Consider the following 24,843-nt stretch of genomic DNA (forward strand, 5'->3'; position numbering starts at 1 on the left):
CTTTTTCAAACCCCAGCGGTCCCAGCCAGCGCCCAGGAGCAGAAAAACACTTACTTTTCGGCGCCGCTGGTGAACATCAGACAACAGGCAATCATTCCCGCGATGCTGGATCTGCATTCTCTCACACACGACGCCGCGGGCGCTTTCGGGTTCTGGTATGATGATACCGCGCCCGGATGGCTGCACCCGGTGATGCATCTGGTTCTGGTGCTGGCGCCCGCGCTGCTTGTGCTGACCCTGGCAGGTCAGGCCGCCTGGCTGCTGCGCCAGCGTTTTCTGCGGCGGGCGGCACCGTTTACGCCACCCCAGTTACCGGCAGGCGGTCTGGAGCCGGGACTGCCACGCCATATCCTGCGCACGACCGGTAAGCAGCAGACGGTCCTAGTTCTGCTCAGCCTCAGCGCGATGCCGATCCTTTACCTGACCCTGGAATTGCCAAAGCAGATCGTGAACCGGGTCTTCGAAAGCGGAGACGCCGCGATTCCGGTCCTGAGCTTCGAGGTCTCGCAGGTCTCGCTGCTGTTTCTGCTCTGCGGCGGCTATCTGGTCGCGATTTCGCTCAACGGGCTCAACAAATACTGGCTGAACATCCGCAAGGGCCGGGTGGCTGAAAGCTTCGTGCGCCGGCTGCGGCTTGCTGTCTACCGCCAGTGGAGGCAGGATCAGCCCGCGCAGCGCCAGCCTGCCATCATGCCGGTTCTTGGACCCGAGGTTGAACCTGTCGGCGGCTTTGCCTCTGAACTGCTGACCGTCCCGCTGCTGCAGGGCGGGACGCTGGCGACGATCCTTCTGTTCATGTTTGTGCAGGACCCGATCCTTGCGGCGGCCGCCCTGACGGTGCTTCCGCTGCAGCTGATCATCGTGCCGCAGCTGCAGCGGCGGGTGAATGCGGTGTCCCGCAAACGGATCCGCGAGATGCGCCTGCTGGGTGAGAATCTGGACCGGGACATGCGGGCTTCGGGGCAGGGCGCGCTGCCGGTTGCGCGCAGTTTCCGGCAGCTGCAGGACCTGCGGCTGCAAATCCACCGGCTGAAGTTCCTGGCCAAGGCGATCAACAACTTCCTGACCGCCCTGACCCCGTTCCTGTTCTACTCCTTGGGCGGCTATTTCGTGCTGCAGGAGCGGGTTTCGCTGGGCGCGCTTGTGGCGATGCTGTCGGCACACAAGGAGTTTTCTTCGCCGCTAAAGGATCTTTTCCGTTTCTATCAGCAAAGCGAGGATGTGCGGATCCGCTACCAAGAGATCCGCGCCTTCGCATCCGGCTCCCGCGGGGAGCCCGGACCGGCGGAGGCCAGCCAGCATCAGTATGGCCCGAACCCGGCTCACGGCAATTCATTCACCTATGAAAGAAAGAGACCCTCATGAATAAGATTCTCGCCATCCTCGCGGCCGCAGCCGTGGCAGCGGCGGCGGCCTATTTCGTCTACAGCAGCGCCGGCGGCAACGATGCAACTGCGCAGCGCGCCGTTCCGGAGCCCGGCGCCCCGCTCGCCGAGGTTCAGCTGCCGCCGGACCTGAGTGAGGCCGCAAAGATCGGCAAGCGCGCCTTTGACGCGGTCTGCGCCGACTGCCACGGTGACAATGCCGCGGGCCGCAACGGCATGGGGCCGCCGCTGGTCCACAAGATCTATGAACCTTCGCACCATGGCGACGCCGCCTTCTTGCTCGCAGTCCGCAACGGCGTGCGCGCGCATCACTGGGATTTCGGAAGCATGCCTGCTCAGCAGGGGCTGACCGATGGCGACGTCAAAGGCATCACCCAGTACGTGCGGGAGCTGCAGCGTGCCAACGGCATAAATTAATTCGCCGGATGGCCAGGTCAGAGGCAATGTGGATGTGGGATCAAGGTGCGGCCTCCCCGGCCAGCCGGTCAAGTTGTTTAAGCACCGCAAACTGCGCAAGAGCGGCGGTGATGGCCGCCGCAAAAACCGCGGGCGTGGCGATCAGGCTGGCGAGGATGGCGCCCAGCAGGGGTGAGAGGGCGGCAGGTGCAGCGAAGGTGTTGAACCACGCTGAATAGGCGGGACGCCGGTCATCGGGCGAGATTTCCATGAGAAAGCTCAGGTAGCTGATGGTCACGCCATTCATCATTGCGCCGATGACAAGATAAAGCGCCGCAAAGCCCAAAATTCCCGCTCCGGCGGCGAGCAGGGCAAGCATGAGGGCGGGCGCCATGAGGCGGAGGAACGTCACGCACCACAATAATGGCAGTTTGCCCATGCCGTCGCCGATGCGGCCCCAAAGCGGGTTCGAGACCAGTGCTCCTGCGGTCTGCGCGGCCAGGAGCGTGCCAACCCCGGCCAGCCCGATCCCGCTTTCACGTGCAGCTACGATGTAGAAGGGCAGCGCCATCAGCGTGGCGGAGCCAAGCCAGTGAAAGATCAGAAACAGGCGGAACGCGCGGTTCTGCCGGAAGGTGACCAGCCCCTCGCGCAGAAAGTCAGCCGCTCCCGCGCTCCGGACGGCGGGACGCCTGCCGGGCGATGAAGGCGGCTCTCCGGCCGAGACAAACAGTGCTGAGGATAGGAACATCAGCGCCGAACCCAGCGCAAACATGAACGCATAGGCCTGCAACGGGGGCATCACTTCGAGGGCCAGACGCAGCGCCCCCGCGGCGGCGATGGCGAGCAGCCCGCCACCGAAAAACCGCCACGCCAGCATCCGGCTGCGGCGGTTGGAGGGGATCGCACGCCCTACGATATCGTTGTACGGAACCGCAACGACGCCGCTGACAAAAGCATAGGCCGTCCAGAGCGCAAGAAAGCCAGCGGCGAGCGGCTCCGGCGGCCAGTCAACTTGCGGCCAATCCGCTCCACGCCAGAGCAGAAGCGCGATGGCTCCGGCTGCTGCAGCCCGGCCAAAAGCACCAAAAACATAGAACGGCATCCTGCGCTTGGCGCGTTCGGCGAGGTATCCCACCGGCAGCTGCGGCAGAAGCCATCCCAGCCGCAGCACGGCGCTGGCATAGCCGACGGCCAGCGCGCTGCCTGTCAGCATGTGGGTCAGGCTGGCTACAACTGTTGCGCTGTCCACTGCCGCGGATCCGCCCTGAAAAGCCGCGCCCGCACCGGCAATCCGCCAGAACCCCCGCCGGCGTACGGCTTCTTGCGCTTCATGGCCCGGCATTGCCTGTCTCCGCCTTTACACGGGCATGGCGGATGTCGAGACCCGATTGCCAAAGCACAACAAGCCCGATGCCGACCACAAGAATAATCGTGAGGATATAGCTGAAAAGGATCATCAGAAGCGCAGGCTCGTCAGCAACCCCAAGCGCCTTGAGCGCAAAGCCCGCACCGAACACAAAGCCCGCCGGGATCCGCACGAACCGCCCGAGGACCATGGCAAAGCCTGAGAATACCATCAGAAAGAGGTAGTCCCAGGGCCTCAGGAGCACTCCCACCGCAAGTCCCGCCCAAAGGAAATGCGTCGCCGCCACCAGCTTGCCCGCGACGGCCGCGATGATAGCCGCGATGCGCCGCGCGCGCGCCCTTGGCCAGACGATGCCCGCGCCTAGCGATGCCCGCAGCCCCGGACCGCTCGCGCCCATGCGTTCGGTGATCCAGTCGAAGAGACGGCAGATCAGCGGTTCCTCGCGGTTGAAGAGGTCACGGAAACGAAAGAGCACCCAGAGCAGCCCGCCGAAGAGCAGCAGATTCAAGGCACCCGCAACGCTAAGACCGAGGCGCAGATCCCCCTCAATCTGCGGAATGCGCCCTGCGGCAGCCACCGCTCCGGCAAAAAGCGCGAACACGACTCCGTCGAGAAACCTGGCGATGACTGCTGTCGAAAGCACCGTGGCCATTTTTAACCCGTGCAGGCGCGCGACCAGCCAGGCCCGCACCAGCGGGCTGACGCCCAGCGGTACAAGCACGTTCACGCCGTACCCAGCGAGCAGCGCACCTGTCAGTGGCAACGAACCGACCGGTTTCACATCAAAGAGGATTTGCCGCCACTTCCAGCCGCTTAATACCTGTTCAAGCAGGATCGTGGCCGCCAGCACAGATAGCCAAACCGGGTTGGCCTGGCGCAGCCCGTCAAGGAAGCGTGCGAAGTCAAGGCTCCCGTACAGCCGGAAGATCAGCCAGAGCGCCAGTGCTGCACCCAAGACAGGAAGAAGCCAGCGTTTGATGAAAGGTCCCATGCAAATCCCGCTTGCCGGATATGCTACCCTCTGTATCATGGTACGGAGTCAATGGTTGATCCTGAGAGGAGGCTGCCATGGCAACTCTGACGATTGGAAAAGCCGCTCGTTCGGCGGGGATCGGAGTGGAAACTATCCGTTTCTATGAGCGCAAGGGGTTGATCCGCCAGCCGCCGCGGCCAACCGCTGGCGGTCCGCGGGACTATGGCGGCGGAACGCTGCAGCGGCTCAGGTTCATTGCGGGGGCCAAGCGGCTCGGCTTTTCGCTGGCAGAGACCGCCGGCCTGCTCGCGCTTCTGGAAGCGCCCGGCGCGAGCTGTAAGGACGTGCAGGCGCAGGCAAAAGCCAAGCGCGGCGAAGTTCAGGCCAAAATCGAAGGTTTAATCCGCATCCGGGATTCGCTTGACCGCCTCCTTGGTGCTTGCCCTGGAAAGGGAAGTCTTGCGGACTGCGCGATCCTCGAGGCGATTGAGAGTGCTGAGAACTCAGGAGGCACTTCCTGACAAGAGTACAAGTTGATGACGATGGTATGATAACTGGCTGTCAGGGACGGAAGCAGCTTCGCTGCCGCAGCGGATGAGTGCTTTCGTCAATGCCGTTCTCTGCCCGCCCTTTCCTGAATATGTTGACGGATAACCTAACTGGTAGAACAAAACGTTTTGAGGACTATGAGCGCCGCCCATCGGCTTCGTGCCGGAATGGGTGGCAATGCGCTGTGCAATGAATACATACTTCAGCATCAATATGCCTGCCTGGAAATTTGTCCGCAACACATTGGTTGTCAGTTGTGCAGGCCTGTTTCCGCTACTGCTGCTCTATATCGCCCTCACGCCGGGCTTCGGGGCATTGCTTTTGGAAAGTGGGCCCGCGTTCAGCCGGTTTCTGCGGCAGGTCGTGACAAATGGTGTACCTGTTGTATTTGCCGTCAACTACGTGAGCTTCTTTCTTTTTGCCGTAAGTACCGCCAAGCAGCGTGAAGCAGCCATGCAGGCCCGTATCCTCCTGATCGACCTGCCTGCAAGGGTCGTCATTTTCGTCCTGTTGCATGGAGTAATATATTTCATTTCGGCTGACTGGTTCGGCTCGTTCGGAGGGGATCACTGGCAGGCGTTGCAGGTGGTTGGGCCCACACTTGTCCGGTCCGCCTTCTTTGAGAACATTTCCGGTGTTTACCTTTACGCGACGCTGGTCAGCGCCTTGCCCCTATACGCAACAGTGATCGACAGCAGTCTTGAAAGGTGCTCCAGGCGATGGGAATGGCTGCGCGGCTTGGTATGCAAGCTGCCGGGCAAGCTCGGGCCGATCCTGCTTGCGCTGGTTTTCTTCGCAATATTCACGCTTGCTTTGACGGGTGCCGCAGCGGTGATCATGAATCTGCAATCGGTTTGGATCTGCAGCGGATGAGACCCGTGGCGCTATGGCGGGCGGGGCGGGCCCGGGCGGTGGCGGGCAATACTGCAACGGCTGGCAGCGCCGCCGCAAATGTGAACGCCGCGCTTGATGAGTGACCCGCCCCGAGTTTGCCTGTGGCAGCGGATCAGCGGCGCGGCGTTCATGCCCCGAAACCGGAATTTCGGGGCTTCTGGCGCGGCTTCAATGCCGCGCCGGTCAATTCGGCATGATGGCACCGATTGCGTACATTCCGTCAGCGCCCTTGAACAGCATAAGGGTGACTTTGTCGCCGGGTGCGACGTCTCCCATGATCTGCGCGCCGGCCTGCAGTGGCAGGTCCATCGTCATGCCGGGCCAGCCGATTTCGGGAATCGGGTCGTGGCTGACATTTGCGGAACCCTCGCTGATCGCGTTGAGGACGGCGGTGGCGTGTACTGCACCCTCGATCTGGCTCTCGCTCATGTGCATGCCGGAGTGATCCATGCCGTGGGTTGTTTGCGCGAAAGCACCGCTGGCGCAGAAGGCCAGGACAATGCTGGAGAAGGTGAGGTTCTTCATTGGTTTTCCTCTCATGGGTCAGAATTTGGTGCGTTTCATTCGGCCGGAACGGCCGCTTCGTCTGCTGCTGGAGGGGCGCTGATCTCACGATTGACGCGCCGCAAGGCCAACCGCTTCCAGATGACGAAGATTGCGGGGATGACGAAGAGCGTCAGCAGCGTCGCCGTGACCATGCCTCCGACCATCGGCGCCGCAATGCGCTGCATGATTTCCGATCCGGTGCCGTGGCCGTACATGATCGGGATCAGGCCGGCGAAAATCGTCGCAACCGTCATCACCTTGGGACGGACGCGCAGCAGTGCCCCTTCGAACACGGACTCCTCGATGTCGAATGGCGTCAGGCTTCGGTTTTCCGAGATCGCAAGTTTCTTCCTCTTTTCCCAAGCCAGGTTGAGATACAGGAGCATCACGATCGCAGTTTCGACGGCGACACCGGCCAGCGCAATGAAACCCACCAGCACGGCGACTGAAATGTCGAAGCTGAGGTACCACAGGAACCAGACCCCGCCTGCCAGAGCCACTGGCAGCGCGGCAAGGATGATGCCCACCTCGATCACGCGGTTGAATGCCAGGAACAGCATCAGCGTGATGAGCAGAAGTGTGGCAGGTGCCACCAGTGTCAACCGCTCTTGCATCCGCTGAATGTATTCGTACTGGCCCGACCAGGTGATAGAGTAACCTGGCGGGAGCGCTACCTCATCCGCGACGCGGGCGCGTGCCTCAGTCACGTAGCTGCCAAGGTCTCGGCCAGCGATGTCGATGAAGACGAAGCCGGTGCGCCGGGCGTTTTCGGACCGGATCATGCCCGGGCCGTCAACGATGCGGACCTCGGCAAGGGCACCAAGGGGGATGTGCGCCCCCGAGGGAGTCACAACCGGCAGACCCTGAAGGCGTTCAGGGCTGTTTCGCCATTCCTGCGGATAGCGCAGGTTGATCGGGAAGCGTTCGAGGCCCTCGACCGTTTCCGAGACCTGCATGCCCCCGATCGCTGTCTGCACGACATCCTGAACGTCACGCACGCTCATCAGGTAACGCGCGGCGGCTTCGCGGTTGACATCGATTTCGATGAAACGCCCGCCCACGGGCCGTTCGGCATAGGCCGATGCCGTGCCCTCGATCCCGGTCACGGCACGTTCGATTTCAACCCCGATCCCTTCGATGACAGAGAGATCCGCACCCGATATCTTCACCCCCACAGGGGTCTTGATACCGGTCGCCAGCATGTCGATCCGGTTCTTGATCGGCTGAATCCAAACGTTTGTCACCCCCGGCACCTGAACCGTGCGGTCGAGTTCCTCGCGGATCCGTTCCATCGTCATTCCCGGCCGCCATTCGGACTCCGGCTTCAACTGGATTGTTGTCTCGATCATTGTCAGGGGCGCGGGATCGGTCGCCGACTCGGCGCGGCCCAGCTTGCCGTGGACCGTCTTCACCTCGGGCACCGTTGCGATCAGCCGGTCTGTCTGCTGCAGGATCTCGCGCGCCTTGCCGATGGACACGCCCGGATACAGAGACGGCATATAGAGGAAGTCGCCCTCGTTGAGTTCCGGCATGAATTCGGTGCCTATCCGCTGAAGCGGCCACCACATCGAGGCGACCAGCGCCACCGACAGCAGCGTTGTTGCCCAGGGCCAGGCAACCGCGGCGTCGAGAAACGGGCGATAGGCCCAGATCACCATGCGGTTAAGCGGGTTTTTGTGTTCCGGCATAATCCGCCCGCGCACGAAGTACCCCATCAGGACCGGAACCAGAGTAATCGACAGGATCGCCGCCGCGGCCATAGCGTAGGTCTTGGTAAAGGCCAGCGGTTTGAAAAGCCTGCCTTCCTGGCTTTCCAGCACGAAGACCGGGAGGAAGCTTACAGTGATGATCGCCAGAGAATAGAACAGTGCAGGCCCCACTTCGGACGCGCATTCGCCGACGATTCGCCATCGGTTCTGATCGGTCAGCTTTTCCCGTTCCAGCCTGCGGTGCATTGCCTCGATCATCACGATCGCTGCGTCCACCATGGCGCCGATGGCAATGGCTATGCCGCCCAGAGACATGATGTTGGCATTAACGCCCTGCAGTTTCATGACAATGAAGGCCGCGAAGATCCCGAGAGGCAGAGACAGCAGGATCACCAGCGCCGAGCGCAAGTGCAGCAGGAACGCCGCACAAACGAGCACGACGACGATGAACTCCTCGGTCAGCTTGTCCTGCAGGTTGTCAATAGCGCGCTCGATGACGCCAGCGCGGCTGTAGGTAGTCACCAACTCGACGCCTTCAGGCAGGTTCGGGCGGATCTGCTCAATCCGCTCCTCGACGTTTTTGATCGTGGCAAGCGCGTTGCCGCCCCAGCGCAGGATCACGACGCCCCCCACGGCGTCGCCTTCTCCGCCGAATTCGCCAACGCCGCGGCGAAGCTCTGGGCCAAAGCGGATATCGGCGACATCTCCAAGTGTGACTGCCGCGCCTCGCTCGTTCACCATTAGAGGTGCGCGAGCGAGATCCGCCAGTTCATCGACATAACCGGTCGAGCGCACCATGAACTCGGCTTCGCCCATTTCAATGACACTGCCGCCGGTTTCCCGGTTCGCTGCCTGAATGGCGCCCCGCAGTTGCGGAAGTGTGATGTCGTAGGCACGCAGCTTGTCCGGGTCGACCACGACTTGGTACTGACGGACCATACCGCCGATGGTGGCGACTTCTGACACGCCATCGACGGTCTGCAGTTCGTACTTCAAAAACCAATCTTGCAAGGTCCGGAGCTGTGCCAGATCGTGGTTTCCGCTCCGGTCGATCAGTGCGTACTGGTAGATCCAGCCAACGCCGGTCGCGTCGGGGCCCAGCTGCGGAGACACTTCTTCAGGCAGGCGGGATGCGATTTGCCCGAGGTATTCCAGGACGCGGGTCCGCGCCCAGTAAAGGTCGGTGCCGTCCTCGAAGACAATGTAGACATAGCTGTCGCCGAAGAACGAGAAGCCGCGCACATCGCTAGCGCCAGGGACGGCAAGCATCGCGGTGGCAAGCGGGTAGGTGATCTGGTCCTCGACAACCTGCGGCGCTTGCCCAGGGTATGGGGTGCGGATGATCACTTGGACGTCCGAAAGGTCGGGGATGGCATCCACCGGGGTTTCGCGGATCGCCCATACCCCGGCAATTCCGATCATCACAGCAAGCGCAAGGATCATGAACCGGTTGACCAGGGAAAGACGGATGATAGCGGGTATCATTAGCTCACCTCCGGCACAGCTGTGATGCCGACCAGCGTCAGCGAGAAATCGGGGTTACGGCGGAACAGAAGGCCTACTCTCTCGCCGATCGGCAGGGTTGCCTGATCCAGGGTCTCATCCACCGCGAAATCCATGGTCATTCCCGGCATCCCGATCTCGGTCATGGCGTCATGGGTGATGTTCACCATGCCCCGCTCCGGATCCGCCGAGTTGATGGTGCCTGCGACTTTCATCGGGGCGATGACAGGTTCGGCATTCGCCAGCACCAGCGTCATCCCGTCGGGTCGGGCAAAGGTTAGGGTCATCTCGGTCCCAGTGGCCAATGCCGCCGGTTCCAGCTCCTCGGAGATGGGAAAGTCCATCGTCATGCCGGGCATCCCGAGTTCGGTCATCGGGGCATGGCTTATCGTCGCCGTGCGTTCAGCGGGGTCGACGGCGTCGATGGTGCCGCTGACGACGATTGGTGCCGCTGCCGCCATCTCGGTTTTCCCGGACGCCGGCGCCGCAGTGGCAGCTTTTTCCCGGACCGCGATAATGCTGAACATGCCCGCGTCGTTCTTGGCCAGATCGAACTCGACTGGTCTGTCCAGAACGACCGCCTCGGGATCCAGCCCGGCCACCTCGAACTCCATTTCCATTTCGGGCCAGCCAAGCGCCGGAATCGGATCGTGCGACACGGTCAGTGTGCCGTCCGGGTTCACCTCGTGGATCGTGCCAGTCCCCGTGGCGGCAATCCCGTCATCGGCACCGATCTCTATCAGTGCAAGAAGGTTATCCGCGCCCCGGGCAACCGTGAAAGCGATCCCGGAATCTTCGGCCAGATGATCAAGCGGCACATCTGCCCGCACTGGGAAAACGGAGGTCATTGCCGGCCAGTCGAGGCTGTCGAGGGGGCCGTGCTTGATCGTCGCCAGCCGGGTTTCGTGGTCCAGCGTGACAAGCCTGCCAGCGCCGTGCGCGGGCTCTTCGTCTGTTGGCGCCATGCGCATTAGACCGGCGCTGAGCGCGCTTTCGCTGTCAATCAGGAACTGCGCCGACGCGACGACTTCCTCACCCGGCGCGAGCCCTTGTACGATTTCAGTCCGGCCGCCCTCACCGAAACTGTCGCGCAGGCCGGATGTAACCAGCCGCGGTTTGAAGGTTCCTTCACCGGTCTTCAGAATCACGCGCTCGGCCGAACCGGTCCGGATGACCGCCTCGGACGGCACGGTCAGCGCTGTTCGTGTCCGGGACGGAACAAGACTGACGGTTCCAAACATGTTGGGCCGCAAAAGCCCCGCAGAGTTGTCGAACTTTAGCCGAACCGGCAGCGTGCGGGTTTTGGGGTCGAGTTCGGGATAGATATAATCGATTTCGCCTTCGAACGTGCGCCCGGCCAGATGCTCGAAGCGGGCGACCGCGCGCATGTCTTCGCTGAGCCGCGCGATGTCCCGCTCGAATACGTCAACGATCAGCCAGACAGTTTTCAAGTCGCTAAGTGAAACTGCAAGCGTTCCCGGCTGAAGGTACATGCCATCGGCAGCCGAAAGCGAGATCACGACGCCGTCTTGCGGAGCTTCGATCCTGATAGTCCGTGCAAGCTCGCCGCTAGCTTCGATCTCCGCAATCTGAGCCTCCGACATGCCGTGGCTAAGAAGCTTGTTCCGGGCGGCGTCGAGGATCCTGGCGTCTCCGGCCTTGACCGCGCGGACCAAATCTCCGGTCGCCGCGCTGATCACTGGCGAGAACATCTCGAACAGGACATCGCCTTTGAGCACGCGATCGCCGATGGCTCGGGTTTTTAGTTTCTCAATCCACCCGTCTGCACGGGTATGGACATGGCTCGTGCGATGCTCGTCGTACCGCACGAAGCCGACGGTCTCTATCCTCGACGATATGTCCGACATCCGTGAAACAGCGGTGCGTACACCGATTGCGTTGACCTCGGCCGGTGAGAGCGACACTTCAGCGGGATCACCTGCGGGCTCATGGCCGGCATAGACAGGGATCAGGTCCATGCCCATCGGCGATTTCCCGGGCTCGTCGCGCCGGTAGTTCGGATCCATCGGAGCAACCCAGTACAGGATCTCCGGGTCGCCCGAGGTCGGGCTTTCAGTGAGGTTGAGATATGTCCGTTCCAGAAGAACCCCGCCCACCGTTCCTGCGGCAAGGGCAAGGATGCTGAGCGCTGTGTAACGTCCGCGCATGATATCCTCCAGGCTGATCTTCCCGAAGCAGCCTACATAGTTGACAAATTACCGGCGCGTCTCATGAGCTCCGCCGGAAGCGAAATTTGTCAAACGTGCTTTGGAGGCCGGACCGGCGGCGGTGTTTCCAGGTGAACACCGAAATTACCCGCACCAGCTTTCAGGTGGAGCGAGGAGGCTGTCTGGGCTGCAGACGGGATGGCCGCGGACGGCAAGTCGGAGCTGAAGCATGAGCTGCCGATGCAACGGGAAGAAACCTGATCGTTTGCACAGCATGCAAGGTCAAGACTTTGCGATGGAGCCGCCAGGTGCAGGGAATGACCGGACCCGGAATGTGATGAGGGACTGGCTTCTTCCGCGAGGCTTTCCTGGTGCGGCATGTGCATGGCCATCGCTGACGTAAAATTCGCCGCAAAGGAGAAAGCCAGTGCGACGAGAATGATGGTCACGCGCCGTGCCAGACATATCAAGAATCTTCTGCCCACTGTCTGCATATAGCTGCGCTTTGTCTGGTTGCCAAGCTGTCCCGCTAAGGATCCTGTCTCCCAGAGTGCCGACCGCTGTCACAAACCGAGCGGCAGTTCACTTCGCGCTCTTCCAATGGGATGTGTTTCGTGAGTTGGAGCTGCTGGGGAACCTGGCGTGAGTTAGAGTGAGAAGAGGCCGCGCAAGGAACGTACCGGGAAGCTCGGTCAGATTTTGGAAGCTGGGCGTCGAGGCAAGAGTCCTTTCATTGTTACGAACAAAGCATCGGGTGCCCGCTTTTAGGATTTCGGTTTGCGCGATCCGTGATTTTCTATGCCTTTTGGGTTTGCCGTCGTTTCGTGCTGAGACTACGTGGCCTTAACGATGTGTGGGTGGAACGGGGTGTAATCTCCTCGTATGGATCTATCCGCTCGTGGTACAGGTGTTTCGGGTTTGATTTCGCTCTGTGGACACTCTCGGTGCATGCTGGAGCTGCGCAAACACCTCGCGGCTGCGACGACCATGTTTCCGCTCTCCTTCGAACCAGATCGGGCCAAAACTCGCCAGTTTGTACGCCGCCCGCAGCAAGGCCATGGATTCGCTGCCCTGGCAGGCTTTCGCACCGCTGCTTTCTCCCCCATGACCTGTTGCGCGTTGATGCGGCTCCAAGTATTGCGCTGGTTCAGCCACCGTTCACAACGTGGCACTGTCTACTTCCCATTCCGCTTTTCAGAGTTCCGCTTCGGTCTGGGTTTCGCAGAAAACCCGAAAGTGCTCTTCATCGTCCCAATCGTCTGCAACAAATTGCACCAACGAGCTCAGGTTGTCGGGATCCTGCACTGCGTCCAAGAGTATCTCAAAAGCTTCAGGGCTCTCGGCGGCATTGTAACGGGTCAAATAATGCTGGTCATTTTCGGCAATGTCTGAAGAAATCGAGACACCCCAGTTCACCTCCATATCACCATCGCTGTCTGCTTGTACGATTTTATCGACAAACAGGAACTGGGTGGACAGCCTGGCGATGGCAGATTCACGGCTACCGCACTCCCATACGTATTCAGAGAGTGCTTCCTCGCAGACCAGGTGGAGAAGATTTTCCGCGCGCATGATGCGGACAAGGTTTTCGTTCATCTGGTGGTTCACCTTTCATCCTGAATTTAGACTTGGGAGTAATGTGGGCGATGAGGTCGAAAATCCAAAGAGGCATTTGTCAGTTCTCCACAAGTCACGGGAGACATGAACCGCAGCCCCCGTTAACCTTCGAGGATCCCGCGCCGAGACCTGCTGCTGTTGCGGCAAGACCAGGGCAGGCTGCCTTTCAAGCCGGCCATTGCCCCCAGATGGCGCTTTCCCTTCTGTTCAACACAGGCATCAGGGCTCGATTAGCATGCAGGTTCCGTTACATCTTTGAAAACATTTGGTGATTGTCTTTATTTCATTGGCCGCCATACACCGAGGAGCTTGAAAATGCGATGTTCCTACCGCAGGCGGGGGCAGTGGCTCTGAAAAAAGTCATTTAAAATCAACGATGTAACGGTGTTACGCTGAGCGTTACACGCCTGTTACGGGGTTAAGTTATTGAAAATACTGGAAGTTTGTATGTATGTCTATGTATGTAACAAATAAATAGTTATATATATAAAGAGAGAAAGAGATATCCTGCCGGAGAGAGTAAGAGGTATACACTCTCCCCCGCCGTTACAGGCGTTACGGCGTTACGCTTTGTCTAAGCCATTGAAATTATTGAGGCGGTCCGTAACGCTCCAGCTCGATAAACATGAACGTAACCCCTGATATGTAACGCGGGGGTAGCTTCCCGCTGTACCGTGGCGACCAAATCACCGCCCTTCATGCACAGAGGGGATTGCGGATGTTTCCCAAGACGACGGAAGGCAGTTCTTCTGTCATCCGTACCAAGCGCACACTGCTGCAGACGCGGCATTCCCGGGTCGCCTTCCCGGAAGCGGAGGCCCGGTGAGGCGGTACAGCATACTTTGATGCTGTCGGCTGCAATGGCGTCAGCGAAGCGCAATAGGCGTGCATTACATGGTCCAGGCGCAAGTACCTATCTGCCGAAGCGCTTGCAGCGATGGCCTGCGGTTTCCACTATCGCCAGGGGATAGTCTTTCGTCTCCATGTGCGGCCTTTGGAATGCGGTTTGGTGATTTGGCGACTCTCATTGCGACCGGAGCAGGGGAGGGAATCAAATTTAGATCGATTGCCGTGAACATTGCGCGAACACGGCTGCACGGATTTTGCACGTGAATCACGTGCAGTTCCGCAAAGGTTCCCTGAAAACCGGGGAAACTCCCTGTTTTGCTGGCGCGGAAAAAAATTGAAAAAACGCCTTGTTTCTCTGGGTTGCGGCACATATACGGGTCAGCGGAGACGTGGCCGAGTGGTCGAAGGCGCTCCCCTGCTAAGGGAGTAGGCGGGAAACCGTCTCGAGGGTTCGAATCCCTTCGTCTCCGCCATTGCCCCATTTTCTGGCGTTTATTTTTGCCTGGACACCTCTCTAGGCATTGAAAATACTTGATTTTTCAATTTTCCCCTGTTCAGTTTGGATGCATAATTTGTGGGGTGGTTTGTGGGGTAGGAAATGAGCATTCCTGGAAAAGTTGGTGTTTCAAAGGGTGGGAAAGCCAAGGGCCGCCATTTCGAGCGACGACTCAAAGCGTCGATGATCAAAAAAGCAGCGCCAGGACGTCATACTGATGGGGGAGGGCTATATTTGGTCGTCGATCCTTCTGGCGCAAGTCGTTGGTTGCTCAGGATAACAGTGCAGGGCAGACGTCGAGACTTCGGTCTTGGCTCGACGTCAGTCGTCAGTCTTGATGAGGCACGGAAGAAGTCAGACGAGCTTCGAAGAGTGGCTCGCAGCGGTGGGGATCCTGTTGCTGAGAATGAAGCGTCAACCAAACTCTTCATTACATTTGATGAACTTGCAGAGCGAGTGCATCGAGAATGGATTGTCCCCAGGAGCAGCAATGGTAAGCATGTCCAGCAATGGATCAACACCCTGAACACCTATGCGTCTCCGGTGATCGGCAAGAAACCGGTGCACCTCATCTCGCGTTCCGACATTTTTGAAATTCTCAACCCCATCTGGAAGACGAAACACGAAACGGCGCGTAGGGTGCGGCAACGCATGGGAGTTGTGTTTGATTATGCCCTTGAAGCCGAGATCAGGAGGGACGGGAACCCGGTTCAGGACGTCATGAAAGGTCGGAAGCGAGATGCGCCAAAGGTAGAACATTTTCGCGCCGCGAGCTGGGATCAAGCTGCGAATATTTTCTGGTTTTTTCAACAGAAGGACGAGATCGGCGCACTTGCTCTTTGCTTCACAATCGCGACCGCCTCTCGTTCGGGCGCGGTTCGAAGGGCCCGTTGGGGTGAGGTCGACGAATGCAAATTCGTTTGGGACATTCCAGAAGGGCACATGAAGGCCAGAGAGTCTTTCTCGGTGCCGCTAAGCCCTCAAGCGAGGAAGCTGCTCACAAGGGCTGAGAAATTCAAGACTGGTCCTAACAGTCTCATTTTCCCGTCGCCGACCGGGAAGGACAAGATGCTGTCGGAAAACACGATGCGAAAGTTGTTGCAGGCTTCTTACTCTGGTTTGACCGTTCATGGCTTCAGAACATCCTTTCGCCAATTTGCTGAAGAGCACACTGACGCGGCGTGGGAGGTCAAAGAGTATTCTTTGGCGCATACTGTCGGAAGCAAGACAGAACGAGCCTATAACCGCGGTGACTACTTTGACGAACGCATGAAACTCATGGAGGAATGGGGGGCTGCGTTGGAGAAGTTTGGCGCTTGGTCCTCTAAGTCGGACTAACTCGAACGGCCGGCTCGAAAAAGGTCGATTGGAGGCTTGCCTACTGGATCAAAGACATTCACAACCTCAAAGCGAGAAGGTTCGATTTCAATTTCCCAGGGCTGTCTTTGGAAACACAATGGCAGCCTGGTATGTCGTTCCTTCCTGTCAATGAAATTTGGCGACGAAGGTAGGTTTCACGCATGCAGGAAAGATACCCAGATCTGGAAGCTGAGCTCGAGAAGGTGGTAATCGACTACATCTCACGTATCGAGAGCGTGAATTCACCTTTCATGTCAGAGATTGAGTCTCACAATGTTTTCGAAGGTGAGAAGTCAGTTATGCTTCGAGAAAGTGGTGAGGAAGATGAAACGAATATCCGGACGTTCTCATCAGAGTCGGAGATCAAGCATCAGACGGTTTTGTATGGGCCTCTAAATGAGATTTTTGATGCTTTTGCTCCAGTGGGCATCGAAATGATGGTCAGCAAGGAACAACTCATGCTCGACGTATTGCAAGAAGCCACTGCGAAAACAGGGAATGTCATAGAAGCGAAAGGGGAGCCATTCTCGCCCCCAATGGTTTTGCGCCTTCTGGAGGAGATGCCGATTAATTTTGACGAGGATGGAAATCCAAAGCTTCAATACTTTGTTGGATCGCCTCGGGACATGCGTGATGTCCAGGATCTTATTGATGAATTTGAAAAAGACGAGGATCGGAAGGCTATAAAAAAGCTCCTCGAAAGAAAAAAGGTAGAATGGCGTGCAAGAGAGGCTGATCGAGTATTGGTTGGATAGCGTCAATGAAAGAACATACCAGCCTGCATTTCTGCAAATGCTTGCAGGTGAAGGTCACCAGGTTGTTCATTCGACGCGACACATGCCCATTGAGTTTGGCAAAGACGTAATCTCCATAGGTGAAGATTGAGTGCCTTGTGCTTTTCAGTTGAAAGGAAATCCTGGGGCACGTCTAACGCTTTCTCAGTTCAGGGAAATGCAGCCCCAGATAACTGAAATGGTTGAGCAGCCTATCAGATTTCCTGGCATTCCTGATGTCGCACATAGATGTTACCTTGTGACCAACGGCGAGATAGACGAGGAAGTTCAGCGAGCAGTTGATGATCTGAATCAGGGCTACGAGCGCCGCGGATTTCAGGAAGAAACCAGACTGCATCTCATCTCGCGCGGAGTGCTGTTGGATTGGGCGGCCAAACATGCGTCAACATTTTGGGCCGATGGTTTCTCCATTCACGAAAAGCTAATCCGACTTTTCAATGTGGAAGGTGACACCAGCCCCAGGCTGGACATAGTTTCCGAAGGGCTCGATGAGATCCTGAAAATCACATCTGAGGACAAAAAACTGAGCAACGCTGACTTCAAGCGTCGGCAAATATCTGCCTCTTTGTTTGCTTCTCTTGCTACACGAAATTATAGCCGAGCTCAAAACCACGTCGCCGTGGCTGGAATCTTTTCCGTCTTGTTCGCTTCTCTTACTGCAGCTGAAGTGAAGCACGAAAAGAGCGTTTCCGAGGAGGATGGTAAAGTTCGCCGATCGGCGCGCGAGAGCTTCTTTGGTGCGTGCTTGGATCTGGCGTCAGAGCTCTCTGAAGAGATTACCAAGCTTGAAGCTGCCAGGCCGGATGAGAAGGACCGAGACTACAATATTTTGTATCTTGGTGGAGGTGCTGTAGCAGATCATTTCCTTTGGCGAGCTCGAGCTCTAAAGACTGTTTCGCTTTTGAGCCTCCTGAATATTGAGGCGCGCAAGTTCGATCCAAGTTTTGAATTGCCCGGGGATATTCAGAGGACCATCGGTATCCTGACAGAACAAGGCAGGACAAAATTTCAGATCTGGGGTGAAGGTGCCATCCCGCAAATTTTGGCTCACCTTTGGAATCGACGCATTTCCGAGCCGACAATGCTGCCAAACCAAGGCCACTATGATGTTCTGAGGGTAATACTTAATGACAACATGGGTGATGAGAAAGGTTATATTGCCACTCCGTATCATTCTGCGGACGTCGCGCTCCGTGACGCCCTTGGCGGTGCATTCGGGTTTGATCGCGGAACTGTTGAGAAGGATACGCAAAAGCGTTCATCTTACTTCGCTGAGGCGCTCTTCCACTGCTATGTTCGGTGCAACCTAAAATCTTTTGCAAAATCTATTTGGCCGGGCATGACGAAGCTAATTCACAATAGCTTTTTGCCTGAGAACCAATGGGAATATTGTCTTTGGAGGAGTGAAAACGGGAACAACCAAAGCAAGTTTTTCGAGCACCGGCGATCATGGCACGCCCTCCAAGAAGAAGCGGCCGACATCGAGACTCCAAATGTTCCTCCATCATTGCGTGAGGATCCTGTCTTGCTCCTTGCTTTCATCATCTTCCTACCACACAGGGGGATTCCCGAAGTCATTCGCTATCTTCACTATGTGATTTGCGGAACTTGGTTCTTGCCTTTTCCGCGGCCGGAGGTCTGAGCGCCACAGAAATAAGGAAAATTACAACTGAATGCCTGGGAGCTCTATTCAACTGGTTGCTTCGAAACAACAGGCGTTGGGTGCCTGCTCGTGAAATTGATCGAGCGTGACCTGCCCCCCGCGGGTCCCTCGCTCATGACGAGAGTCTGCGGGTTTGATTTTGGTAGTCGTCGGTTTCGGGCTTGGCAAGCGCGGCAGGCGCGGAGCCCTCAAATTGCTCAAGCGCCTGCCGCGCTTGCTTTGGCGTTCTGTTCCCCAACGAAGAGTGCGGCCTGACGTTGTTGTAATCGTAGCGCCACAGCGCCAGCTTGCGGCGGGCATCGTCCAGGGTATCGAACAGCTCTTCATTGAGAAGCTCGTCCCGCAGGCTTCCGTTGAATGACTCGATGAAGGCATTCTGCTGCGGTTTTCCGGGATCGATGTAATGCCAATCCACGCCGTTCCTGTCGGCCCATCTCAGGATTGCCCGGCTGGTGAATTCCGTGCCGTTATCACTGACAACGCAAACAGGTTTTCCGTAGATCCGGACGAGCGCGTCCAGCTCCCGGGCAACGCGCTCACCCGAAATGCTGGTGTCCGCGGCCAGGCACAGGTTTTCCCGGCAGCAGTCATCGTTTACGGCCAGGATGCGGAACTTCCGCGACGCGCCGAAGCTGTCTGCCAGGAAATCCAGGGACCAGCGCTGGTTGGGCTGTGTGGCTTCGGGCATCGGCGTTCGCGAGCCCCGGGCACGCTTGCGGCCCCGCCGCCGTTTCACCGCAAGGCCTTCTTCCCGGTAGAGGCGGTAGAGTTTTTTGTGGTTCATGATCATGCCTTTTCGCTCAAGCAGCACGCCGATCCGCCGGTAGCCGAACCGGCGGCGTTTGCCAGCGATCTCCTTCATCTCCTGGCGGATCTCGGGATGGTCGAGCGGGCGTTCGCGCCGGACCGTCTTGGGGTCGACACCGACAAGCCGACAGGCCCTGCGCTGCGAGATGTCATGATCCCGCATTGCATTGAGCGCTGCCTCTCGCCGCTCTTTCGGTGTCGTCAGCTTTTTCCCAGCAGGTCTTTCAAAACCACGTTGTCGAGCATCGTGTCCGCCAGCAGCCGCTTCAGCTTGGCGTTCTCATCTTCCAGGGCCTTCAGCCGCGCGGCCTCCGACACCTCCATGCCGCCATATTTGGACTTCAGTTTGTAAAAGGTCGCCGGGCTCAGGCCGTGCCGACGGCACACCTCCGCTGTCGGCATCCCGGCTTCCTGCTCTTTGATCATCCCGATGATTTGCGCCTCAGTGAAACGGCTCTTACGCATTCGTCTGCTCCTACATAGGTTGGGCAGACTCTACTTCATGGTGAGGGATTTTGCGGGGGGCAGGTCACGTTTGATTTTGGTGCCCCTCTCCTCGATCTCATGGCCCGCGGCGGCCCCGCCCTGCGGGTGATTGCCGCCCTGCCGGTACCGACTCTGGCGCTGTTCCTGTGGCGGATGATCGAACTTGCGCAGACAGGTGCCTGGCGTCCCCCCGCAGCATGCCCGTGGGCGCCAAAAGCTCGTTTTCGAAATGGCCTGCCCAAAGCCGGGGGGGGCAGGCCCCCGGTCCGGTTCTTCGCTTTGCGTCAATTCTCTGCGCGGGCCTCAAACGGTTTCTCGGCATTTGCGAACTGGTGATCGTACAGAGCTTTAAATGGGCCGTTGTTCTCAAGAAGCTGACTCGCGCTGCCCTTTTCCGTAACCTGGCCATTCTCGATCACGACGATTTGCTCTGCATGAAGGATGGTAGACAGCCGGTGCGCAACGATGATGGTGGTCCGCCCCGCAGTCAGCCGCCGCAGCGCTTCCTGAACCAGATGTTCGGAATTGGAATCGAGGGCGCTGGTCGGTTCATCAAGCAGCAGAATCGGGCTGTCCCGCAGAAGCGCGCGCGCAATCGCCAGCCGCTGCTTCTGGCCGCCCGACAGGAAGGCGCCGTTTTCCCCCACCATCGTGTCGAAGCCGTTTTCAAGGTTCATGATGAAGTCATAGGCATTGGCAGCCCTGGCCGCTTCGATAACCTCTTCCCGCGACGCGCCTTCCCGGCCCAGCTGAATATTCTGGGCAATAGAAGCGGAGAACAGGAAGGTCTCCTGCCCGACAAAGGACATGTTCTTGCGCAAGGTTTCGAAAGAGGCGTATTTGATGTCCTGATCGCCAATCATCACCTTGCCGGACTGCGGATCATACAACCGCAAAGCCAGGTTGAGAATGGTGGATTTGCCACCGCCCGACTGGCCGACGAGTGCCGTTGTCTTGCCGGATTCGAAGGTTAGCGACAAATCCCTCAGGATCGGCTCCTTACGGCGGTATCCGAAGGTAACATTCTCGAAAGTGACGCTTGCAGGGCCGTAGGGCAGGCTTTGCGGGTTTTCACCTTCGACCAGAACTTCGGGCTGGTCCAGAAGCCGGAACAACATCCTGACGCGGCGCAGGCCGATTTCAAGGCCAACCCGCACGCGGGACAGGCGTTTGGCCGGTTCATAAGCCATCATCATCGCGGTCACGAATGACATCAGTTCACCTGGAGTCGATCCATCGGAGCCGAACAGGTTTGCAGCGCTCAGCCCGATGACGGACGCAATGGCAAATCCGGCCAGGATATCCATCAGCGGGCTGGTTGCGGCCTTGAGGCGTTCCAGCTTGTTGCGCCGCTTTTCGACAGCTTTCACGGAGTCCGACATGCGTTCAGCCATCCGTTCCTCCAGACCGAACGACTTGATGACCCGGATCCCGGCGGAGGTTTCCTGAATGACCTGCATGATCGCGCCAAGAGACTTCGTCTCCATATCTGCGATTTGGCGGACTTTCCGCAGAAGCGCCCTGATGCCCAAAATGGCAAGCGGTCCGATTACCAGCGTGAAAAGCGACAGCATTGGCTGCTGATAAAACATCACTGCCAGCAAGCCGATCAGGGACAGTGTGTCCCGGACGGCGGTGGTCACGATAAGTTCGATCACGGTACGGGCCGCCTGCGCCGATTGCGTGACCTTCATCAGCAGGTCAGAGCTTTCCGTAAAGTTGAAGAAGGAGACCCCCTGCCGCAGAAGTTTGTCGTAGAGCTTGATCTGCTGGTGCGAGACAATCCGGTTTCCGGCACGGGTCAACGCCACGACCTGAACATAGGTGGCTATTCCCTTGACCAGGAAGATGACAAACACCGCGATGGAAACACTCATGACCTGAGCGGAGTTTTCGGCCTCGAACAACGAATCCACAACGTCCCGCATTATCCAGGCTATGGCCGCGGTGGTGCCCGCGACAAAGACCATTGCAACGATCGCAACCATATACGGCATGGCCTGGGACCGAAGGTTTTCCCTGATCAGACGCCAAAGGATGGACTCGTCCAGATTTGCGGCAAAGTTATTCTTCAGTTTTTGCAAAGCAAATTCCTACATTTTTTGGCGCTGTGACATGCCGTGCTCGATTTCAAGCCGCGATGCACCCTTGCTCGCTTGATAGTCTCCGGCTCTTCAATGGGCAAGTACAGCGGGCGGGCTGCCGTCAGCTTGCCTGTTGTGCGGCGTGATTGCGCCTGCTTGCCCGGTATCTTCCTTGCGCTGGAACCGGCCTGCGGTTGCATGGGGGTGCGGCGCCTATCCAGTGCCAGCATATGGGCATCGACCTTGGCAATTCAAACACCGCGGCCAATGGGGGACACTTGTTGCAAGGCTACTTTCCGCGTCGCTTTCGTGAACTGTTTGCGCGCTTGGCCCATGCAGCCTTTGCTGGGCTGCCAGCTTTCGGCATGCCGATGTGAAGGATCGTCTTCATAGCACTCCTCTGAATGCATGCTTCAGTCTTTTTCGGCCAAGCGCCAGAAGGGGGAAATGCCGTCATGCGGGAAGAAGCATGCGGGTGCTGTGTCCTCCGGTAACATGCTCTCTCCGGTTTGCCGTTTCAAGGCAGCGGCAAGCGGAACAAGGCGTTCAGCCTCAAACGGTTTGATTTGCGGCGCGCTCCAGCCGTCGAGGGAATCCTTGAGCGTGCGGCGCAGGCCGGCAATCAGACGGTCTCCGGCAGCACTGTCCCACGGCCGCAATCCGGCCCCTTCAAGCAGTGTGAACAGGTTTACCCAGCTTTGCAGGTTGAAGGCGCAATAGTGCTGGGTAAGCGTGCGCTCCATCTCATGCGGCTGGAACCCGTCCGGCGAGATGGAGCCAAGCAGCCTGGCCTGCGCCCGCAGATTGATCTCCTGCAAACTTGCAGCGTCACCCAGGAAGGCGGACAGCGCAGCGTCCTGCAGGTCATAGCAGGTGCCGTGATTATTGGCGGCCTGCCGTTCACCAACACCTTGCTCGCTGCTTGCGAACCACTGATGGAATTCTTGGAACCAAGGCTCCACGGCGTCAGCAAGCTCCGGATTGTCCAGTAGGCGCAGTGCATCGAGGAAGAAATAGAAATCCTTAGTTTCGATCAAGCCGTGCGTCTGACCCTTGTTGCCGTTTCTGCCGAGGCATACCTGGGCATAAGTCAGATTGGGGTTCATTTTCGTGCCTGGGTCGACAAACCAGGTTTGCACCAAACGTTCTGCGTGCTTCAGGTATCGTTCCTCGCCAGTGATGCGTCCGGCCAGCACCAGTGCGGTTGTGTCATCGAACAGACGTTGCAACCTGGTCCGGTCATAACGGTCGCTTTCAGTTTCATAAAGCAGAGTGCCGGGCACCCGTTCGCCGTCGCGCTTGATGTAAGGCAGCCCGTCCTTCTTTCTGGGGTCCGGCCACCAGTAGGGCGCCGGATGGAAATAATCCTGCGGGTCGCCGCTAGGGCCTGGCGCGGGCTTGTCAATGACTGAAAACGGTCCGCGTGTCAGCGCCTCTTCCGCAGCAGAGGTGAGCGCGGTATGCAGCGGGTCCGAGGCTGTGCCGGCAAGCGCTTCAATCTGGCCGGCGTCGAAAAAAACCGGCCTGCCGGATGAGAGCTGCTGGGTGACCGTCCGGGCCTCAAGCATATCCAGCGTCGCCTGGATGGCATCCGACCGGGCCAGCCCGCGGGTCTTCAGGCTCTTCCAGCCTTCTTTTTCCAAGCTTGCTTGCCCGGAAAACAACCTTGCTACCCATCCGGCCTGACTAGCCCTATGCCCTTCGGGGTGAACCGGGCGGGGCGGTGTATCATAAGCTTCAAGAGGCCAACTCTGCCAAGGTCCGGTGACCCCTAAGTGCAGAAGCATTTCAACTTTTGGGCGACGGCCGTAGGGATGCGCCTCATCAAACCGCAGCGGCGCATCACAGCGAAAGGCAATCTGAGGCTCTTCCACCGGGTTCGGAACGTGATCCGGATCCAGCAAGTCGGCATTGTCTGTCATCCGCGCCATCGGAACGATGAAATACCGCTTATCACGGTTTTTCAGGATATCGCTCTTCAACGCATCAAAAGCCGATTGAGTGAAGTAGCAATTACCGTCAAAGGGCAGCGCCCACTTATCTCCGCTGCGGATACACATCTCAAGCGCTGCGTTGCGGGCGCCGTTATTGTGCATGACATAGTTGTTCTTTGCCCGGTATGCCTGAACTGTCGCACGCATGCGCTGTACGTCGTCCAACGTTTCAATGCTGCCATCGGCAAACGCCATCGGCGCGTCAAAAGTTTCGAAGTCGTAGCCAGTGCGCATGTAGGTATCGTGATCGAAAGGCAGGCGCTCGTACTCCTGACCATGGCTTTCGAGCAGCGCGATCAACTGCGCTTCGTTGTCCGGATCAAAGATCCGGTTGAGCAGCCAAAGTTTCTTGCAGCCCTCAAGCTCCGGCTCGTTTTCCAGAATGAACTTCACGTTCTCAAGGGACTGCCCGGCCCGGTGGCGCGGAACAAGGTCGTTGCCGATGATCCGGCAGAGGGCAAAGCTGTCGGGCGTGGCATCCATTTCCGCCTCGGAGGCAGCATCGGTCTGCGGCTTGGGTACCGCTGACAGCGAACCCGAAATCGAACCAAGAGATGGACCCGGTTTGAACTTCACTTTGTTGCGGCGTTTGCGCCAGATGAAGTAAACCGGTAACAGGACGGGAGACAGCAGCAGCAGCAGTGGAGACAGCAGGATCAAAATTCGTTGGCGCCAGACTTTCCGCCGGCGGCGGCGCTCAACTTGTGTGATATGCTTTTCGGTTTCCGCCAATCGCATGCCTGCCACTGATTTACCCTTTCGTGACGCCCGCTTCGAAAATGTTGCCTGAGGCGCAATGTTCCGGTTGAGGAATGTCCGTGTGGATTCCCTTTGGCAGGCCTATAAAGACAACGGGCTTTGGTGAACAGCCCTTGGCCCGGTCCTGACCGGCAACAAACCGTGCAACGGCCGCCGCAGTGCCACGGGCTGCATTTGAGACATGCAATCTGCCTGGAGTGAACAGCATAGAATTCCCTCTTGGTATTTTGGCCTGGAGACTGTGCTTCTGAGCCGTGGCCGGGACTGTTTGTTTGCTGAAATCGCAGCGTTGGCGCTGTCGGTTGGGGGGAAGGGCCCGTTTTTAAGCGATTCCTTAGCCGTCCAAAGCCCACACGAGGGGCGTGCTTGATCACCGCAATACAAGGGCAGGCCGGTGGTGAAGCTCGGCGTGAGGGGATAAGTATATGAAAAATATGTGATAT

The 24,843-nt window shown here is 58.3% G+C and carries 18 protein-coding genes and 1 tRNA gene; 9 read left to right on the forward strand and 10 right to left on the reverse strand.

Annotated elements, in window-relative coordinates; all coding sequences use genetic code 11:
- Window positions 1-69: 69 nt before the first annotated feature.
- On the forward strand, window positions 70-1,365 hold the full coding sequence (locus tag AC5STB_RS10390; RefSeq protein ID WP_193747987.1) for an ABC transporter ATP-binding protein: 1,296 nt from the start codon (window positions 70-72) through the stop codon (window positions 1,363-1,365).
- Window positions 1,362-1,802: a c-type cytochrome gene (locus AC5STB_RS10395; RefSeq protein WP_027236574.1), complete on the forward strand. Its 441-nt coding sequence runs from the start codon at window positions 1,362-1,364 to the stop codon at window positions 1,800-1,802. The genes AC5STB_RS10390 and AC5STB_RS10395 overlap by 4 nt, the downstream gene beginning before the upstream one ends.
- Window positions 1,803-1,842: 40 nt before the next feature.
- On the opposite strand, the gene AC5STB_RS10400 is transcribed toward AC5STB_RS10395, so the two are convergent.
- Complete coding sequence (locus AC5STB_RS10400; protein ID WP_206539695.1) at window positions 1,843-3,033, reverse strand: MFS transporter; 1,191 nt, start codon at window positions 3,031-3,033, stop codon at window positions 1,843-1,845.
- A gap of 79 nt (window positions 3,034-3,112) precedes the next feature.
- Window positions 3,113-4,141, reverse strand: coding sequence for a lysylphosphatidylglycerol synthase transmembrane domain-containing protein (locus AC5STB_RS10405; protein ID WP_027236576.1), 1,029 nt, complete (start codon window positions 4,139-4,141; stop codon window positions 3,113-3,115).
- Window positions 4,142-4,218: 77 nt separating this feature from the next.
- On the opposite strand from AC5STB_RS10405, the gene AC5STB_RS10410 reads away from it, so the two are divergent.
- Window positions 4,219-4,644: a MerR family DNA-binding protein gene (locus AC5STB_RS10410; RefSeq protein WP_027236577.1), complete on the forward strand. Its 426-nt coding sequence runs from the start codon at window positions 4,219-4,221 to the stop codon at window positions 4,642-4,644.
- 217 nt (window positions 4,645-4,861) lie between these two features.
- Window positions 4,862-5,545, forward strand: coding sequence for a hypothetical protein (locus tag AC5STB_RS10415; RefSeq protein WP_027236578.1), 684 nt, complete (start codon window positions 4,862-4,864; stop codon window positions 5,543-5,545).
- A 204-nt stretch (window positions 5,546-5,749) separates the two neighbouring features.
- Here the strand turns inward: AC5STB_RS10415 and AC5STB_RS10420 are convergent, their stop codons facing one another.
- The 5 genes from AC5STB_RS10420 to AC5STB_RS10440 form a co-directional block, all read right to left on the reverse strand.
- Window positions 5,750-6,091 (reverse strand): copper-binding protein, encoded by a 342-nt coding sequence (locus tag AC5STB_RS10420; protein WP_027236579.1) that lies wholly within the window; start codon window positions 6,089-6,091, stop codon window positions 5,750-5,752.
- A 35-nt stretch (window positions 6,092-6,126) separates the two neighbouring features.
- Window positions 6,127-9,306, reverse strand: coding sequence for an efflux RND transporter permease subunit (locus AC5STB_RS10425; RefSeq protein ID WP_027236580.1), 3,180 nt, complete (start codon window positions 9,304-9,306; stop codon window positions 6,127-6,129).
- Complete coding sequence (locus AC5STB_RS10430; RefSeq protein WP_036797408.1) at window positions 9,306-11,492, reverse strand: efflux RND transporter periplasmic adaptor subunit; 2,187 nt, start codon at window positions 11,490-11,492, stop codon at window positions 9,306-9,308. Before AC5STB_RS10430 ends, AC5STB_RS10425 begins: the two co-directional genes overlap by 1 nt.
- 89 nt (window positions 11,493-11,581) lie before the next feature.
- Window positions 11,582-11,941, reverse strand: a complete 360-nt coding sequence (locus AC5STB_RS10435; RefSeq protein ID WP_206539696.1) for a hypothetical protein — start codon at window positions 11,939-11,941, stop codon at window positions 11,582-11,584.
- Between the two features lie 745 nt (window positions 11,942-12,686).
- The gene (locus AC5STB_RS10440; protein WP_259970816.1) at window positions 12,687-13,100 is read right to left on the reverse strand and encodes a hypothetical protein; all 414 of its coding nucleotides are present in this window, start codon (window positions 13,098-13,100) and stop codon (window positions 12,687-12,689) included.
- 1,241 nt (window positions 13,101-14,341) lie between these two features.
- On the opposite strand from AC5STB_RS10440, the gene AC5STB_RS10445 reads away from it, so the two are divergent.
- The 4 genes from AC5STB_RS10445 (at window position 14,342) to AC5STB_RS10460 (ending at window position 18,249) form a co-directional block, all read left to right on the forward strand.
- Window positions 14,342-14,431: transfer RNA gene (locus AC5STB_RS10445), tRNA-Ser, on the forward strand.
- A 125-nt stretch (window positions 14,432-14,556) separates the two neighbouring features.
- Window positions 14,557-15,792, forward strand: a complete 1,236-nt coding sequence (locus tag AC5STB_RS10450; RefSeq protein WP_495442770.1) for a tyrosine-type recombinase/integrase — start codon at window positions 14,557-14,559, stop codon at window positions 15,790-15,792.
- Between the two features lie 182 nt (window positions 15,793-15,974).
- Complete coding sequence (locus tag AC5STB_RS10455) at window positions 15,975-16,568, forward strand: hypothetical protein (protein WP_495442771.1); 594 nt, start codon at window positions 15,975-15,977, stop codon at window positions 16,566-16,568.
- A 277-nt stretch (window positions 16,569-16,845) separates the two neighbouring features.
- Entirely contained in the window at window positions 16,846-18,249 is a 1,404-nt protein-coding gene (locus AC5STB_RS10460) for a hypothetical protein (protein WP_495442772.1), read from the forward strand.
- 133 nt (window positions 18,250-18,382) lie between these two features.
- On the opposite strand, the gene AC5STB_RS10465 is transcribed toward AC5STB_RS10460, so the two are convergent.
- Together AC5STB_RS10465 and AC5STB_RS10470 are read right to left on the reverse strand one after the other, a co-directional pair.
- A protein-coding gene (locus tag AC5STB_RS10465; RefSeq protein WP_495441156.1) for an IS3 family transposase occupies window positions 18,383-19,542 on the reverse strand; the annotation gives its coding sequence in 2 pieces (ribosomal slippage) (window positions 18,383-19,284 and window positions 19,284-19,542; 1,161 coding nt in all).
- 305 nt (window positions 19,543-19,847) lie between these two features.
- A complete protein-coding gene (locus tag AC5STB_RS10470; protein ID WP_495442773.1) occupies window positions 19,848-21,560 on the reverse strand; it encodes an ABC transporter ATP-binding protein in 1,713 nt (570 codons plus the stop codon).
- Window positions 21,561-21,877: 317 nt separating this feature from the next.
- Between AC5STB_RS10470 and AC5STB_RS10475 the strand changes: the two genes are divergently transcribed.
- Window positions 21,878-22,024: a hypothetical protein gene (locus AC5STB_RS10475; RefSeq protein WP_495442774.1), complete on the forward strand. Its 147-nt coding sequence runs from the start codon at window positions 21,878-21,880 to the stop codon at window positions 22,022-22,024.
- A gap of 36 nt (window positions 22,025-22,060) precedes the next feature.
- Here the strand turns inward: AC5STB_RS10475 and AC5STB_RS10480 are convergent, their stop codons facing one another.
- Window positions 22,061-24,373, reverse strand: coding sequence for an alginate lyase family protein (locus tag AC5STB_RS10480; RefSeq protein ID WP_495442775.1), 2,313 nt, complete (start codon window positions 24,371-24,373; stop codon window positions 22,061-22,063).
- Between the last annotated feature and the right edge of the window lie 470 nt (window positions 24,374-24,843).

Source organism: Leisingera sp. CC-HEC093 (assembly GCF_059429195.1).

Excerpts from the sequence above, each read along its gene's own strand:
- AC5STB_RS10395 (WP_027236574.1), top strand. The coding sequence starts at position 1,362 with ATGAATAAGATTCTCGCCATCCTCGCGGCCGCAGCCGTGGCAGCGGCG.
- AC5STB_RS10405 (WP_027236576.1), bottom strand. The coding sequence starts at position 4,141 with ATGGGACCTTTCATCAAACGCTGGCTTCTTCCTGTCTTGGGTGCAGCA.
- AC5STB_RS10410 (WP_027236577.1), top strand. The coding sequence starts at position 4,219 with ATGGCAACTCTGACGATTGGAAAAGCCGCTCGTTCGGCGGGGATCGGA.
- AC5STB_RS10415 (WP_027236578.1), top strand. The coding sequence starts at position 4,862 with ATGAATACATACTTCAGCATCAATATGCCTGCCTGGAAATTTGTCCGC.
- AC5STB_RS10420 (WP_027236579.1), bottom strand. The coding sequence starts at position 6,091 with ATGAAGAACCTCACCTTCTCCAGCATTGTCCTGGCCTTCTGCGCCAGC.
- AC5STB_RS10425 (WP_027236580.1), bottom strand. The coding sequence starts at position 9,306 with ATGATACCCGCTATCATCCGTCTTTCCCTGGTCAACCGGTTCATGATC.
- AC5STB_RS10430 (WP_036797408.1), bottom strand. The coding sequence starts at position 11,492 with ATGCGCGGACGTTACACAGCGCTCAGCATCCTTGCCCTTGCCGCAGGA.
- AC5STB_RS10450 (WP_495442770.1), top strand. The coding sequence starts at position 14,557 with ATGAGCATTCCTGGAAAAGTTGGTGTTTCAAAGGGTGGGAAAGCCAAG.
- AC5STB_RS10455 (WP_495442771.1), top strand. The coding sequence starts at position 15,975 with ATGCAGGAAAGATACCCAGATCTGGAAGCTGAGCTCGAGAAGGTGGTA.
- AC5STB_RS10470 (WP_495442773.1), bottom strand. The coding sequence starts at position 21,560 with ATGCCGTATATGGTTGCGATCGTTGCAATGGTCTTTGTCGCGGGCACC.
- AC5STB_RS10475 (WP_495442774.1), top strand. The coding sequence starts at position 21,878 with ATGGGCATCGACCTTGGCAATTCAAACACCGCGGCCAATGGGGGACAC.